General features: G+C 73.6%; 14 protein-coding genes and 1 tRNA gene. 5 read left to right on the top strand and 10 right to left on the bottom strand.

Annotation, left to right across the window (positions count from 1 at the left end; genetic code table 11):
* Positions 1–57: 57 nt before the first annotated feature.
* From thrC to argS, 4 genes are all read right to left on the bottom strand, one after another.
* Positions 58–1,107 carry a threonine synthase gene (gene thrC / locus AB0H57_RS05715; RefSeq protein WP_357503047.1) on the bottom strand — a complete coding sequence of 350 codons (1,050 nt, stop codon included), beginning with the start codon at positions 1,105–1,107 and terminating at the stop codon, positions 58–60.
* Between the two features lie 98 nt (positions 1,108–1,205).
* Positions 1,206–2,519, bottom strand: coding sequence for a homoserine dehydrogenase (locus AB0H57_RS05710; protein WP_357503310.1), 1,314 nt, complete (start codon positions 2,517–2,519; stop codon positions 1,206–1,208).
* Between the two features lie 8 nt (positions 2,520–2,527).
* Positions 2,528–3,913 (bottom strand): diaminopimelate decarboxylase, encoded by a 1,386-nt coding sequence (lysA, locus tag AB0H57_RS05705; protein WP_357503045.1) that lies wholly within the window; start codon positions 3,911–3,913, stop codon positions 2,528–2,530.
* Positions 3,914–3,920: 7 nt separating this feature from the next.
* The gene (argS, locus tag AB0H57_RS05700) at positions 3,921–5,594 is read right to left on the bottom strand and encodes an arginine--tRNA ligase (protein ID WP_357503043.1); all 1,674 of its coding nucleotides are present in this window, start codon (positions 5,592–5,594) and stop codon (positions 3,921–3,923) included.
* A 97-nt stretch (positions 5,595–5,691) separates the two neighbouring features.
* Between argS and AB0H57_RS05695 the strand changes: the two genes are divergently transcribed.
* The 4 genes from AB0H57_RS05695 (at position 5,692) to AB0H57_RS05680 (ending at position 8,266) form a co-directional block, all read left to right on the top strand.
* On the top strand, positions 5,692–6,513 hold the full coding sequence (locus AB0H57_RS05695) for a DUF3105 domain-containing protein (protein WP_357503041.1): 822 nt from the start codon (positions 5,692–5,694) through the stop codon (positions 6,511–6,513).
* Between the two features lie 7 nt (positions 6,514–6,520).
* Entirely contained in the window at positions 6,521–7,189 is a 669-nt protein-coding gene (locus AB0H57_RS05690; RefSeq protein WP_357503039.1) for a DUF305 domain-containing protein, read from the top strand.
* 245 nt (positions 7,190–7,434) lie between these two features.
* Positions 7,435–8,130: a winged helix-turn-helix domain-containing protein gene (locus tag AB0H57_RS05685; protein ID WP_357503037.1), complete on the top strand. Its 696-nt coding sequence runs from the start codon at positions 7,435–7,437 to the stop codon at positions 8,128–8,130.
* A gap of 64 nt (positions 8,131–8,194) precedes the next feature.
* Positions 8,195–8,266: transfer RNA gene (locus AB0H57_RS05680), tRNA-Arg, on the top strand.
* A gap of 405 nt (positions 8,267–8,671) precedes the next feature.
* Here the strand turns inward: AB0H57_RS05680 and AB0H57_RS05675 are convergent.
* The 5 genes from AB0H57_RS05675 to AB0H57_RS05655 all read right to left on the bottom strand — a co-directional run bounded on the left by AB0H57_RS05675 (position 8,672) and on the right by AB0H57_RS05655 (position 12,832).
* On the bottom strand, positions 8,672–9,085 hold the full coding sequence (locus AB0H57_RS05675) for an SRPBCC domain-containing protein (protein ID WP_357503035.1): 414 nt from the start codon (positions 9,083–9,085) through the stop codon (positions 8,672–8,674).
* Positions 9,082–9,393, bottom strand: a complete 312-nt coding sequence (locus AB0H57_RS05670; RefSeq protein WP_357503033.1) for a metalloregulator ArsR/SmtB family transcription factor — start codon at positions 9,391–9,393, stop codon at positions 9,082–9,084. Before AB0H57_RS05670 ends, AB0H57_RS05675 begins: the two co-directional genes overlap by 4 nt.
* A 150-nt stretch (positions 9,394–9,543) precedes the next feature.
* A complete protein-coding gene (locus AB0H57_RS05665; RefSeq protein ID WP_357503031.1) occupies positions 9,544–10,500 on the bottom strand; it encodes an ATP-dependent DNA ligase in 957 nt (318 codons plus the stop codon).
* A gap of 108 nt (positions 10,501–10,608) precedes the next feature.
* Complete coding sequence (locus AB0H57_RS05660; RefSeq protein WP_357503029.1) at positions 10,609–11,376, bottom strand: isocitrate lyase/phosphoenolpyruvate mutase family protein; 768 nt, start codon at positions 11,374–11,376, stop codon at positions 10,609–10,611.
* A gap of 22 nt (positions 11,377–11,398) precedes the next feature.
* Positions 11,399–12,832, bottom strand: a complete 1,434-nt coding sequence (locus AB0H57_RS05655) for an MFS transporter (RefSeq protein ID WP_357503027.1) — start codon at positions 12,830–12,832, stop codon at positions 11,399–11,401.
* A 77-nt stretch (positions 12,833–12,909) separates the two neighbouring features.
* Between AB0H57_RS05655 and AB0H57_RS05650 the strand changes: the two genes are divergently transcribed.
* Positions 12,910–13,308, top strand: a complete 399-nt coding sequence (locus AB0H57_RS05650) for a helix-turn-helix domain-containing protein (RefSeq protein ID WP_357503025.1) — start codon at positions 12,910–12,912, stop codon at positions 13,306–13,308.
* Here the strand turns inward: AB0H57_RS05650 and AB0H57_RS05645 are convergent.
* Positions 13,298–14,497, bottom strand: coding sequence for an NAD(P)/FAD-dependent oxidoreductase (locus AB0H57_RS05645; RefSeq protein WP_357503023.1), 1,200 nt, complete (start codon positions 14,495–14,497; stop codon positions 13,298–13,300). The two genes, AB0H57_RS05650 and AB0H57_RS05645, sit on opposite strands and share 11 nt — an antisense overlap.
* Positions 14,498–14,550 lie beyond the last annotated feature (53 nt).

The raw sequence follows: 14,550 nt of genomic DNA, 5'->3' as shown, positions 1-14,550 counted from the left end.
GCCCCCACCGGACGAACCGGCAGTCCCCGCCACCGATCGGACGAGGCGCGGGGCGACTCAGACCAGGTCGAGCGAGCGGGCCGCGACCAGCGGATCGTTGGCGATGGTCAGCGGCGCGGGAGCGGTCGAGATCGCCCACTCCGGGTCCTTGAGACCGTGCCCGGTGACCGTGCAGACCACCGTGGACCCGGCCGGAACCCGGCCGGCCGCCCCCTGCTGGAGCAGCCCGGCGACGCTGGCCGCGCTGCCCAGCTCGACGAAGACGCCCACCTCGCGGGCGAGCAGCCGGTACGCCGACAGGATCTCCCGGTCGGTGACCGCGGCGATCAGCCCGTCCGAGGCGTCCCGGGCGTCGATCGCCCTGGTCCAGCTGGCCGGGTTGCCGATCCGGATCGCGGTGGCGATGGTGGACGGCTCGGCGACCACCTTGCCGCTGACCAGCGGGGCCGCCCCGGCGGCCTGGAAGCCGTACATCCTCGGGGCCCGGGTCGCGTTGCCCTGGTGCAGGTCCTCCGAATAGCCGAGCCAGTAGGCGGAGATGTTGCCGGCGTTGCCGACCGGGAGGCAGTGGATGTCCGGTGCGTCGCCGAGCGCCTCGACGATCTCGAAGGCCGCGGTCTTCTGGCCGTGCAGCCGGTCGATGTTTACCGAGTTGACCAGGGCCACCGGGTAGTCCTGGGCGAGCTTGCCGGCCAGCGCCAGGCAGTCGTCGAAGTTGCCGCTGACCTGGAGCAGCCGGGCGCCGTGCACCAGCGCCTGGGCCAGCTTGCCCAACGCGATCTTGCCCTGCGGCACCAGCACCGCGCAGGTGATCCCGGCGCGGGCCGCGTACGCCGCGGCGGAGGCGCTGGTGTTGCCGGTGGAGGCGCAGATGATCGCCTTGTCGCCGGCCTCGACCGCCTTCGACACGGCGAGGGTCATGCCGCGGTCCTTGAAGGAGCCGGTGGGGTTGGCACCCTCGACCTTGAGGTACACGTCGCAGTTGAGCCGGGCGGAGAGCGCCGGGGCCGGCAGCAGCGGGGTGTTCCCCTCGTGCAGGGTGACGACGGGCGTCGCGTCGGTGACCGGCAGCCGCTCCCGGTACGCGTCGATCAGACCTCGCCACATGTCGTCGCTCCTATCGTCGGCCCCCGTCAGGGTGGCGCACGCCGTCGCGCGGACCGGCCGCACACCCATGGTCATCCACTTGGCGGGACTGCGTCGGCTCAGACGCCGCCCTCGACCCGCAGCACGCTGGCCACCGAGCGGACGATCTCCAACCCGCGCAGCTCGCGTACGGTCGCGGCCAGCGCGGCGTCCGGGGCGACGTGGGTGACGATCACCAGCTCGGCGTCGGAGCCCCGGCCGGCCGGCCCGCCGCCCGCCGGACCCTGCCGCACGGTGGCGATGGAGACCTCGTGCCGGGCGAAGACCCCGGCGACCGCCTCCAGCACGCCCGGACGGTCGGCCACGTCGAGGCTGATGTGGTAGCGGGTCAGCGCCTCCCCCATCGGCCGCACCGACAGGTCGGCGTACGCGGACTCGCTGGACGCCCGGGCCCCGGCGAGCCGGTTGCGGGCCACCGCCACCACGTCGCCGAGGACCGCGCTGGCGGTCGGCGCACCACCGGCGCCCCGGCCGTAGAACATCAGCTGCCCGGCCGCCTCGGCCTCGACGAAGACCGCGTTGAACGCGTCGCCCACGCCGGCCAGCGGGTGGCTCAGCGGGATCATCGCCGGGTGCACCCGGACGCTGACCGTCTCCCGCCCGGCGGCGTCGGCGCCCCGGGCCGCGATGCAGAGCAGCTTGATCGTGCAGCCCATCACCTGGGCGCTGGCCACGTCGGCCGCGGTCACCTCGGTGATGCCCTCGCGGTGCACGTCGGCGGCGGTGACCCGGGTGTGGAAGGCGAGCGAGGCGAGGATGGCCGCCTTCGCGGCGGCGTCGAAGCCCTCCACGTCGGCGGTCGGGTCCGCCTCGGCGTACCCCAGCTCGGTGGCCTCCTCCAGGGCCTCGGCGAAGCCGGCGCCGGTGGCGTCCATCGCGGAGAGGATGAAGTTGGTGGTGCCGTTGACGATGCCGGTGACCCGGTTGATCCGGTCCCCGTGCAGCGACTCGCGCAGCGGGCGCAGCAGCGGGATCGCGCCGGCCACGCTGGCCTCGTAGTAGAGGTCGGCGCCGCCCTCGGCGGCGGCGTCGTGCAGCGTCGCGCCGTCCTCGGCGAGCAGCGCCTTGTTGGCGGTGACCACGCTCTTGCCGGCGCGCAGCGCCTCGACCAGCCAGCTCCGGGCCGGCTCGATGCCGCCGACCACCTCGACCACCACGTCGACGTCGTCGCGCTTGACCAGCCCGAGCGGGTCGGTGGTGAACAGCGCCGGGTCGACCGGCAGGCCGCCGCGGTCCCGGCCGACCCGGCGTACGGCGATGCCGGCGATCTCCAGCGGCGCCCCGATCCGGGCGGCGAGGTCGGTCGACTGCTCGTGCAGCAGCCGGACCACCTCACTGCCGACGGTCCCGCAACCGAGCAGCGCCAAACGCACAGGTGACGTCATCCCACATCCAAAGCCAGCAGGTCCTCTTCGGTTTCCCGGCGAACGATCAGCCGGGCCCGACCGTCACGGACGGCGACCACCGGGGGCCGCGGGACATGGTTGTAGTTGCTGGCCATGCTCCGGCAGTACGCCCCGGTGCCGGGCACCGCGACAAGATCTCCGGGCTGCACGTCGGCGGGCAGGAATTCATCCTTCACCACGATGTCCCCGGACTCACAATGCTTTCCCACCACGCGGGCGAGCAGCGGCTCCGTGGTCGACGCCCGGTTCGCCACCGTCGCCGAGTACGACGCGTCGTAGAGCGCGGTGCGGATGTTGTCGCTCATCCCCCCGTCCACGCTCACGTACGTCCGCAACCCGTCCAGGTCCTTCACCGTGCCGACCTCGTACAGGGTGAAGACGGCCGGGCCGACGATGGCCCGCCCCGGCTCGATGGACAGCCGCGGGACGGCCAGCCGCTCCGCCGCGCACTCCCCGTCGACGATCTTGCGGATCCGCTTGGCCAGCTCGTGCGGGCCGGCCGGGTCGTCCTGGGTGGTGTACGCGATGCCGAACCCGCCGCCCAGGTCCAGCTCGGGCAGCTCCACCCCGCGCGCGTCGCGGATCTGCGCCTGCAGGCCGAGCACCCGCCGGGCGGAGACCTCGAAGCCGCTGGCGTCGAAGATCTGCGAGCCGATGTGCGAGTGCAGCCCGCGCAGGTCCAGCACGCCGTCGTCGAGCACCCGCAGCGCCGCCGCCAGGGCCGCCCCGCCGGCCAGCGAGAAGCCGAACTTCTGGTCCTCGTGGGCGGTGGCGATGAACTCGTGGGTGTGCGCCTCCACGCCGACGGTGACCCGGATCAGCACGCCGGGGCGTACCCCCCGCTCGCGGGCGAGCGCGGTGAGCCGGTCGATCTCGGTGAACGAGTCGAGGATGATCCGGCCCACCCCGGCGTCCAGCGCCCGGGTCAGCTCGGTCACCGACTTGTTGTTGCCGTGGAAGCCGATCCGCTCCGGCGGCATCCCGGCCGACAGCGCGGTGGCCAGCTCGCCGCCGGTGCAGACGTCGAGGTGCAGCCCCTCCTCGGCGATCATCCGGACCACCGCCCGGCAGAGGAACGCCTTGCCGGCGTAGTAGACGTCCGCGTCGGCGAAGGCGGCCAGGAACTCCCGGGCCCGGCCGCGCAGGTCGTCCTCGTCCAGCACGTACGCCGGGGTGCCGTACTCGGCGGTCAGGTCGCGGACGTCGAGCCCGGCGACGGTCAGCGCGCCGTCGGCGCCGCGCCGGACGTTGCCCGGCCAGAGCGCCGGCACCAGGGCGTTGACGTTGATCGGGGTACGCAGCCAGGCGGGACCCCGGCTGCCGATGTCGCCGTGCAGGGCACCGGCCTCGTGCGCGCGCATCAGCCGTCTACATCCTCTCGGGGGCGGAGACGCCGAGCAGCCGCAGGCCGTTGGCGACGACCACCCGGGTCGCGTCGTTGAGCCAGAGCCGGGCCCGGTTGGCGTCGGTGACCGGCTCGTCGCCGCGGGGCAGGATCCGGCAGGCCGGCTCGTCGTAGAACCGGTGGTACGCCTGCGCCACGCTCTCCTCGAGGTAGCGCGCCACCCGGTGCGGCTCCCGCAGCTCGGCGGCGGAGGCGACCACCGCGGGGAACTGGGCCAGCGCCTTGAGCAGCTCGTTCTCCTTGTCGTCGGAGAGCAACTCGGGGTGAAACGCGGCGCCCTCGCCCCGGGTCAGCCCGACCTCGGCGGCCTGCCGGGCCACGCTGGCGGTGCGGGCCGCGACGTACTGCACGTAGTAGACCGGGTTGTCGCGGGAGGCCCGGGTCCACAGCTCGACGTCGATGTCGATCGGCGAGTCGCTGGAGTAGCGGGCCAGCGCGTACCGGGACGCGTCCACGCCGATCGCGTCGACCAGGTCCTCCAGGGTGACCACGGTGCCGGCCCGCTTGCTCATCCGCACCGGCACGCCGTCGCGGACCAGGTTGACCAGCTGGCCGATGAGGATCTCCAGATGGCGGGCCGGGTCGTCGCCGAAGCAGGCGGCCATCGCCTTCATCCGGCCGAGGTAGCCGTGGTGGTCGGCGCCCAGCATGATCACGACCCGCTCGAAGCCGCGCTCGCGCTTGTCGAGGTAGTAGGCGCAGTCGGCCGCGAAGTAGGTCCACTCGCCGTTGGACTTGCGCAGCACCCGGTCCTTGTCGTCGCCGAAGTCGGTGGTGCGCAGCCAGGTCGCCCCCTCGGCCTCGAAGACGTGCCCCTGCTCCCGCAGCCGGTTCAGGGCCAGCTCCAGCTCACCCCGGTCGTGCAGGTCCTTCTCGTTGAAATAGGTGTCGAACTCCACCCCGAAGGCGGCCAGCGAGGACTTGATCTCGGCGAACATCAGCGCCACGCCCTCGACCCGGAAGACCTCCTGGGCGGCGGCGTCGTCCAGCTCCAGCACGTCCGGGCGGATCTTGCGGACCGCCTCGGCGATCTCCGCGAGGTACGCCCCGCCGTACCCGTCCTCGGGGGCCGGCTCGCCCTTGGCGGCGGCCAGCAGCGACCGGGCGAACCGGTCGATCTGGGAGCCGGCGTCGTTGAAATAGTATTCCGTGCCGACGTCCGCGCCGGTGGCCCGCAGCAGCCGGCTCAGCGCGTCGCCGACGGCCGCCCAGCGCACCCCGCCGATGTGCACCGGGCCGGTCGGGTTGGCCGAGACGAACTCGAGGTTGATCCGCTCGCCGACGAGCCGGTCGCTGCGGCCGTACTCGGTGCCGGCCTCGACGATCGACCGGGCGAGCTGGCCGGCGGCGGCGGCGTCCAGCCGGATGTTGAGGAAGCCCGGCCCGGCGATCTCCACCGACTTGACCCCCGGCGCCCGCCCGAGCTGCTCGGCGAGCGCGGTGGCCAGCTCCCGGGGCGGCACCCCGACCTTCTTGCTGAGCTGCAGCGCCAGCGTCGAGGCGTAGTCGCCGTGCTCCGGGTTGCGGGGACGCTCGACCGTGGTCCCCTCCGGCAGCACGGAACGGTCCAGCCCGCGCTCCGTGAACACGGCGTGGGCAGCGGAGAGGACGACGTCGGCGAGTTCTGCGGGAGTCACCGACCCATGGTATCGGGGGTAGACTCGGGCACTCGGCGGCGACCCTGCGCGTCACACCGACCGCCGTCCCCCTGACCGACCGACCTGACGAGGCACCATGAGCATCAGCACCCCGGGCGGCCCGCAGCGCCGTCCGACCGTGGTCAGCACCGGTAAGAAGCCGGCGGGTGGCCGGCCAGCCGCTGCCGACAAGACGGCCGGCGGCAAGGCCGGGGCCGGCAAGGGCGCACCCCGGCAGTCCTCGGGCGGCAAGGGTCGCAAGCCGATCACGCCGGTCAAGGTCAGCCAGGGACGCTCCTGGGGGCCGATCGCGCTCTTCGCCGCCGTCGGCGTGCTGACCGTCGCGATCATCGGTTTCGCCGCGTTCTCGGCATTCCAGGGCTCGAAGCCGTGGGAGAAGCGCGCGGCCGACATCAGCGGCGTCACCGACTACCGCGAGAAGGACCCGGAGCTGGTCAAGGGCAGCCAGCACCAGCAGGGCACCGTCAAGTACACGATCACCCCGCCGGTGGCCGGCGCGCACAACCCGGCCTGGCAGAACTGCATGGGTGACGTCTACGACGCCCCGATCGCCAACGAGCACGCGGTGCACAGCCTGGAGCACGGCGCGGTCTGGATCACCTACCGCCCCGACCTGCCGGCCGACCAGGTGGCCACGCTCAAGGCCAAGGTCGAGGGCAAGGAGAAGCTGTTCATGAGCCCGTACGAGGGCCTGGACAAGCCGATCGCGCTGCAGGCCTGGGGCTACCAGCTCAAGGTCGACAAGGCCGACGACAAGCGGATCGACGAGTTCATCAAGACGCTGCGGGTGAACGCCTCGATCGAGGGCCCGACCGCGCTGTGCGACCGGGGCGTCACCGCCACCGGCACCACGCCGCGGGACATGGGCAACCAGATGGGCGACCAGACCCAGGGATGAGGACCTCATGACGGCTCCCACCACGACGGCTGACGCGCCGGACGAGACGGCGGTCGCCGACGACGGCACCGGCCGGGCCGTGCGCCGCTTCGGCGTCCTCGCGCTGGCCGCCGCCGTCGTGGTCGGGCTCCTCCTCGGGTACGCCGGCGGCCTGCTGACCCCGCAGCTCACCCGGCCCGGGGACAGCTCGGCCGAGGCCGGCTTCGCCCGCGACATGACCAGCCACCACTCGCAGGCGGTCGGCATGGGCCTGCTCGCCTTCCAGCAGGGCACCGACCCGGAGGTACGCCAGATCGGCGTCGACATCGCCACCGGCCAGCAGGGCGAGATCGGCATCATGCAGACCTGGCTGCGCTCGTGGGGGCTGGACCCGGCCGGTTCGGAGCCGGTGATGGCCTGGATGCCGGACGGCGCCAAGCTGGTGAAGAACGGGCTGATGCCCGGGATGGCCACCCCGCAGGAGATGTCGGCGCTGGAGTCCGCCCAGGGGCGCGCGTTCGACGTCATGTTCCTGAACATGATGATCCGGCACCACCTGGGCGGGGTGCACATGATCGACGGCGTCCTCGACGCCAGCGACGACCCGGAGGTGACCCGGGTCGCGCAGACCATGAAGAACACCCAGCAGACCGACCTGGCCAACCTCCAGGCCGCCCTCACCAGACTGGGCGGCTGACCGGGGCGCCCGACGCGCTCCACCAGCCCGAACCGCACGCCCCGCTCGACCCAGGAGGCCCGCGTTCCCGCTCCGGCGGACGCGGGCCTCCCGCATGAGCCGTCCCGCCTCCCGTCCAGAACGACCATCCTGACCGCATTCGTGCTGTTTCGCATACTTGGACGGCTTACCACCCATTGCAGCACTTGGAGACTTTTCTCCGCACATATCGTGACCAGTTCGGATTCGGGCTCGTTGCGCAGGACGTGGGGGTTGCACTCAGAGACGCACGGCGGTCGGTGACCAGTTGGTGCCGGCGGCACACCATCGGCGGTGACGGGGCGGTGGCAGCCGTCCGTCGCGGACATCGGCAGGGCGAGCCGGGAACGCTCAGCCGCGAACAGGAACTGGAACTGATCGACACCCTGCGGGGCGGGTACCCCGACGAGTTCGGCCTGGACGAGGAGCTGTGGACGCGGCAGAGCCTCACCACGCTGATCCAGCGCCGGTTCGCCACCGGGATGGACGTCGGCGAGGTCGGGGCGTACCTGCGGGCCTGGGGGTTGGGTCCGCGCGAGCCGCGCGAGCGGGCCTGCGGCCTCTGTGTGGCCGCGGTCGAGCGCTGGGTCCGCAGCGAGTACCCGGCGATCACCCGGGCCGCCCAGGAGCACCTGGCCGAGGTCTACTGGATCGGCCGGGTACGCCTGCGCGGCACCATGCCGGCGGCGGACGTGATCTCGGCGGTGTCGTCCCGGGGCCGGGTCCGGTTCATGATCACCACGCCGTCGGTCGACCCGCCGCTGCCCCGCGACTTCGTGCTGCGGCTCAGCGGACCCGAGGAGCACACCGCGCACCTCATCGTGGACGGCTCCTGGCCCAAGAGCGAGTGGCCCCGGCGGCTGCCCCGCCGCATCGTCCTGCATCCCCTGCCCAGTTGCGGTCGCACCCTGATCGCCGCCTGACCGGGCGGGGCGATACCGATTGGGTGATCCGGGAGGGGGTTTGCTACTCTTCTCGGGTCGCTGAGCCCCCGTAGCTCAGGGGATAGAGCACCGCCCTCCGGAGGCGGGGGCGCAGGTTCGAATCCTGCCGGGGGCACTTCAGAGAACCGCAAGAGCGGAAACGCGATCGGCTGACCACCTAATTGTGAAAGCCAGTTTCGCGGTCGAGTAGACGATCGAAGGTGCCCCGGCCGGGTGGTCGGGGCACCTTCGCGTTTATCTCGATGCGCGGTGCCGGACACGCCCGGATCGCGGCTGGACGAGCGTGGGGCCCTGCCGTGTAAAGGGCCTGCCGCGAAACGCGGCAGGCCCCTCTGCGGTTCGTTCGTGGGTGCCGGCAACGGACTCGGTCAGGGCAGCGTCAGGAAGCACCGGGCGTGATCTCGTTGTGGCGTGGCTGCGGCCGGATGTCTGCGGCCCATGCCGGCGCTCACGACCGGTTCTGCCGGCGCTCAGGACCGTGTTCGGGCTGCCGGCGGGCCGACACCGCCGGGCCCGCACATCAGTCGACGAGCTGGGTTGCGGTCTGCGCCAGCCGCGGCAGCATCTGGTCGCGCCATCCGGGTGCCATGCGGTTGAGGGCATCCCGTTCGGACTTCTGGGTGAGGTCGAACCCGCTGTGCTGGAGGAACAGGCGGGTGCCGTGGCCTTCAGCGACCAGGCGCCAGGTCAGCGTCCAGGTCTGGTTGAAGGTGTAGACGAGCTTCTGTTCCGGGATGACCTCGACGACCTCACAGGCCACCGCTCCCCAGCCCGGCATTTGGAGGTGGAAGCGGTGACCGACGACGGCGGCGATGTCCCCGGGAACCCACCAGCCGGCGTGCAGTTCGGGTTCGGTGAGCGTGCGCCAGACCTTGTTCGGTGGGGCTGCGATGAACTGGTCGATAGCGATGGTGTTGGTGCTGGTCGCGGTCATCGGTCCTCCTCGGCGACATCGGCGAGCATGCGCAGCCGCTCACGCCAGAATCGTTCGAACGGGTGGAGCCAGTCGCCGACCTGGGCGAGCGGCTCCGCGGTCAGGTGGTAGCGCCGTTGCCGGCCCCGGGGTTCGTCGTGTACGAGCGCGGCACGCCGCAGGATCTGTAGATGCTCGGCGACTGCGGGTCGGCTCAGGTCGAACTGATTGGCCAGGTCGCCAGCCGTTCGCGGTCCCTCGGCGAGGAGCTGCAGCAGTCTGCGGCGGATCGGGTTCGCCAGCGCGAGGAACACGTCGTCTTCAGGCACCGACCCAAGATATGTCGGAGGTTGCCGACATGTCAATGATTTCCGACGCGTCAGGGCTGAGTGCCAGGGATTGTGCCCACCTCATGCGTCCGGCCGGCATCATCGTCGCCACCGCCGCGCTGCTGCCCGGCCGGCTGACCGCCCGGCCGGTCAGCCGGCGGCGCGGCGGGCGCGGGCCCGCCGCTTTCCCTCGTGCATCGCCTGCACCCGGGCCACCGGGATGGTCCGGCCGTGCGCCACCAACTCCTCCGGCAGCCGCTGTGGGGCCGGCAGCAGCTCCGCCCACGGGTCCCGGTCGGCCACCAGCGGCGGCACGGTACGGACCGTGAAGTCACCCGGGGCCACCCCGGCCAGGTCCGCCCAGGGCACCGGGAAGGACACCGGCAGGCCGGGCCGCAGCCGCGGGCTGTAGACGGCCACCACGGTGGCGCCGTACGCCCGGGTGGAGTCGACGAAGACCCGGCCGCCGCGGTCCTCCTTGATGAACGCGGTGGTGGCCAGCGCGGGGTCGAGCCGCTCCGCGCGTACGGCGATCGCCCGGGTCGCCGCCGCCATCTCCTCCGCGGTGGCCCCGTCGACCGGCACGACGATGTGCAGGCCCTTCGCTCCGCTGGTCTTCACCGCCCCGGCCAGCCCGGCGTCGGCCAGCGCCCGCCGCACCAGGTGGGCGACGGCCACCGCCGCGCCGAACGAATCCCCCTCCGGCGGGTCCAGGTCCAGCACCAGGTGGGTGGGGCGGTGCAGGTCGTCCACGGTGGCCAGGGTCGGGTGGTATTCCACCGCGCGCTGGTTGGCGAACCAGAGCAGCGTCCGCCGGTCGTCGCAGAGGCCGTACGAGATCTCCCGGCGCGACGCCTCCGCCCAGACCGCCGTCCGGCGCACCCAGTCCGGGGTGTACTTCGGCAGGTTCTTCTGCATGAACGGCGGCTGGCCCGGGCGGACCCGGATCACCGACAGCGGGCGGCCCCGCAGCCCGGGCAGGATCCGGTCGCGCACCGCGTCCAGGTAGTCCACCAGGTCCCGCTTGCTCGCCTCGGTCACATCGGACAGCGGCTGGTCGAGGCTGGTCAGCGCGACCCCGTCCCGGGTCTCGTCGGCACCGCTCATCCGCCCACCCTTGCGGGCCCGGCGGCCCCGGTCAACCCGACGCGGCGGCTCGATTCGGCTCCGGGCCCCCCGGGAGCCCGTGCCGGATCGCCGGGCCGGACGGCGCCGTCAGCCGTGCGCGGCGAACGGGTCGTGCCCGTCGCGGACCGCGGCGAGCAGCCGGTCGGCCGCCGCCCGGGCGACCTCGTAGACACCGGAGCCGTAGCTGACCCGGGCCACCCCGAGGCGCGCCAGCTCGGCCGGCACCGGCACCCCGGGACGGGCCAGCACGTTCACCGGCGCGTCCACCGCCTCGACGAACTGCCGGATCAGCGTCGGGCGGGCCAGGACGATCGGATAGACGCAGTCCGCGCCGGCCGACCGGTAGCGCCGGGCCCGGTGCACCGCCTCGTCGAACCCCGCGCCGGGGTCGCCGGTGGCGCGCAGGAAGACGTCCACCCGGGCGTTGATCACCAGGTCCGGGCCGGCCGCCGACCGGAGCGCGGCGATCAGCGCCGCCTGCTCGGCGACGTCGACCAGTTCGCCCGTACGCGGGTCGGAGTCCTCGATGTTGCAGCCGACCGCACCGGTGGCGAGCAGCCGCTCGGCCAGTTCGGCCGGGCCCAGCCCGTACCCCCGCTCGATGTCCGCGGTGACCGGCACCTCGACGGCGGCCGCCACCCGGGCGACCGCGTCGAGCATCGCGGCGACCGGGGTGGCCTCGCCGTCGGCGTGGCCGAGCGACTCGGCGACCGCGCCGCTGCTGGTGGCGACGGCCGGGAAGCCGGCGCGGGCGACGGCCCGGGCGGACCCGGCGTCCCAGGCGTTGGGCAGGAGCAGTGGCTCACCCGGGCGGTGCAGGGCGCGCAGCGCGGCGGCGCGGTCGGTCGGCGTCATGGCCCGATTGTCGGCCGCCGGGCTACCGCCGGCCCAGGGCCAATTTCCGCCCGCTGGAACGGGCCGATCGGCGGCCGGGGGTGGCCAGGCCGACCAGCAGGGCGGCGGTGACCAGCAGCGCGGCCACCACGAAGGCCGATCGGTAGCCGGCGGCGAGGGCGCTCACCTCGTCCGTCCCGGTGGCCCGCAGCCCGGCGGTACGGCCGGCGGCCAGGGTGGCCAGCGCGGCCAGCCCGAGCGCCCCGCCGACCTGCTGGGTGGTGTTGGCCAGCCCGGAGGCCAGGCCGGCGTCGGCCGGGTCGGCGCCGGCCATGGCGAGGGTGGTCACCGCGGGCAGGGTCAGCCCGCCGGCCACCCCGAAGACCAGCATGGCCGGGAGCACGTCGGTCGGGTAGCCGGCGTCGACCGGCAGCCGGGCCAGCAGCAGGAAGCCGGCCACCGCGAGGACCAGGCCGGTGTGCAGCACGTGCCGCGCGCCGAACCGGGCGATCAGCCGGCCGGCCAGCCCGAGCGACACGGCGGCGATGACCAGCGGGGTGGGCAGAAAGGCGAAGCCGGTGGCCGCCGGGTCGAGCCCGCCGACCAGTTGCAGCCGGAAGGCGAGCAGAAACTGGAAGCCGAAGTAGGCGGCCACCATCAGGAACTGCACGGCGTTGGCGGCGACCAGGCCGGGCGCCCGCAGCACCCGGGCGGGCAGCAGCGGGGTGCCGGCGGCCCGCTGCCGGGCCGCGAACCCGGCGAGCAGCAGCGCGGCGAGGGCGGCGGCGCCGAGCGTACGGGCCGAGGTCCAGCCGTGCTCGGCGGTGCCCACGATGGCCAGTACGGCCGCCATCAGCCCGGCGGTGGCCAGTGCCGCGCCGGGCAGGTCCAGGCCGGCGCGCAGGCCGATGCCCCGCTCGGGGGCGATCCGGCGGACCGCGGCGGCGAGGATCAGCGCGCCGATCGGCAGGTTGACGGCGAAGATCGCCCGCCAGCCGACCAGGCCGGTGAGCAGCCCGCCGACCAGCAGGCCGAGCGAGGCGCCGGCCGCGCCGGTGAAGCTGAACACGGCGATGGCCCGGGCCCGCTCGGCCGGCTCGGGAAAGAGCCGGACGATCATGCCGAGGCTGACCGCGGTGCTGAGCGCGCCGCCGGCACCCTGCGCGAACCGGGCGGCCACCAGCGCCAGCGGGTCGGCGGCCAGGACGCAGGCCAGCGAGGCGACGGTGAACAGGACGACCCCGGCCAGGAAGACCCGGCGCCGGCCGAGCAGGTCGCCGAGCCGGCCGGCGAGCAGCAGCAACCCCCCGAAGGCGACCAGGTACGCGTTGACGACCCAGGCCGCCCCGGCGGCGGTGAAGCCGAGGTCGCGCTGGATCGCCGGCAGGGCGACGGCCACCACGCTGCCGTCCAGGATGACCATCAAGCTGCCCGCGCAGAGCACGAGCAGGGCGGTTTGGCGATGCTTGTCGGGCACGAGCCCCTCCTTGGTGCACGATTTGTTACCGAGGCCATCATCTGTGACCATGAGCTCGCGCATAAGGAGGCACTTTCATGTCCCAGAGGAACAGCTGTGAGACCGTGGTCGGCCACCAGGCGCGGGCCTGCACCGTGCGGGAGGCGCTGGACCGGGTCGCCGGCAAGTGGAGCATCGGCATCCTGGTGGCCGCCGCCCAGGGGCCGATCCGCTTCACCGAGCTGGAGCGGCAGGTGGAGGGGATCAGCCGGCGGATGCTCACGCTGACCCTGCGCAACCTGGAGCGGGACGGCCTGCTGCACCGCACGGTCCACCCGACCGTTCCGCCCAAGGTGGAGTACGCCGCCACCCCGATGGCGCTGGAGCTCTACGACTCGCTGGTCGCGCTCACCGCCTGGGCGGAGCGGCACCGGGCCGCGATCACCGAGGCCCGGGCCGCGTACGACCGGGAGCACGCCGCCCCGGTCACGGCTTGACGGGGGCGTCCCAGTCGATGTGGTGGTCGTAGAGCCAGGCCAGCGCCGCGCCGTCGCCCCGGGCGGCGAGCCGGGCGAAGAGCGGCAGGGCCAGGTCGCGGGCGAACCGGCCGACCGGGCCGGCGACCTTGGTGCCACTGGTCCGCTTCCCCTGGGCCACCACCTTCTCCACCCGCGCCCGGCGCAGCCGCTCGTACGCCGCGAACGCCGCCGGGACGTCCGGCAGGTCGCGCAGGCACCGGGCGAGTTGCACGGCGTCCTCGAACGCCATCGCCGCGCCCTGACCGGAGGAGGGCGCCGCCGTGTGCGCCGCGTCGCCGATCAGGACCATCCGGTCCCGGTGCCAGACCGGCACCGAGGGCAGGTCGTACGTCGGCCAGCCGTACTCGATCCGCCCGGTCGCGCCGAGCACCGCGAGGGCCGGTCCGGCGTCGTCGGCGAGCAGCGCCCGCAGTCGGGCGCGGGCCTCGTCGGGCCCGGTCGCGGCGAGTTCCTCCCGGGACAGCTCGGTGGGCTGCGGCGGGTTGGCGAACCACCAGACCTCGTCCTCGGCGACGACCATCCAGCAGAAGAAGCAGCGCCGGCCGAAGAGCATGTGCATCACCCCGCGCTCGTCGGGCAGGCGCAGCCCGCGGGCGAAGCCGCCGGCGTTGAGCAGCGGGACGTAGCGTGGCGCGGGCGCGCCCGGGTCGATGATCGTCCGGGTCCGCGAGCGCAGCCCGTCCGCCCCGACCAGCAGGTCACCCTCGGCGGTCCGGCCGTCGGCGAACCGGGCGAGCACCCCCGCGGCGCCCGCCCGGGCGTCGGCCAGCCGGGCACCGTGCACGAACTCGACGCCCCGCCGGCCCGCCTCCTCGCGCAGCGCCCGGTAGAGGTCGGAGCGACCGACTGTGCTGCTGCCCAGGCCGCGGGTCCGGCTGCCGCTGGTGCCGAACTCGGCAAGCCGGCGACCCCGGTGGTTGTGCAGCGCCATCCGGGGCGTCGGGTGCCCCAGGCCGGTGACCAGCCCGTCGAGCCCGACGGCCCGCAGGGCGTCGACGCCGTTGACCGAGAGGGTGAGGAAGGCGCCGACCCCGACCGCGTCCGACGGGTACGCCTCGTACACCACGGCGTCGATGCCGGCGCGGCGCAGCGCCATGGCGGCGACCGGGCCCGCGAGCCCGCCGCCGATGATGAGAGCCTTAGTCATAAGATGACTATACATAGAATGGCTATTACGCGGGAGCCCGTCACCTAAGGTGA

Source organism: Micromonospora sp. NPDC050686 (assembly GCF_040654475.1).
In the GTDB taxonomy this organism is placed as follows: domain Bacteria; phylum Actinomycetota; class Actinomycetes; order Mycobacteriales; family Micromonosporaceae; genus Micromonospora.
The sequence above is the reverse complement of the archived record's forward strand: the minus strand, read 5'-3'. Positions and strand labels throughout refer to the sequence as shown.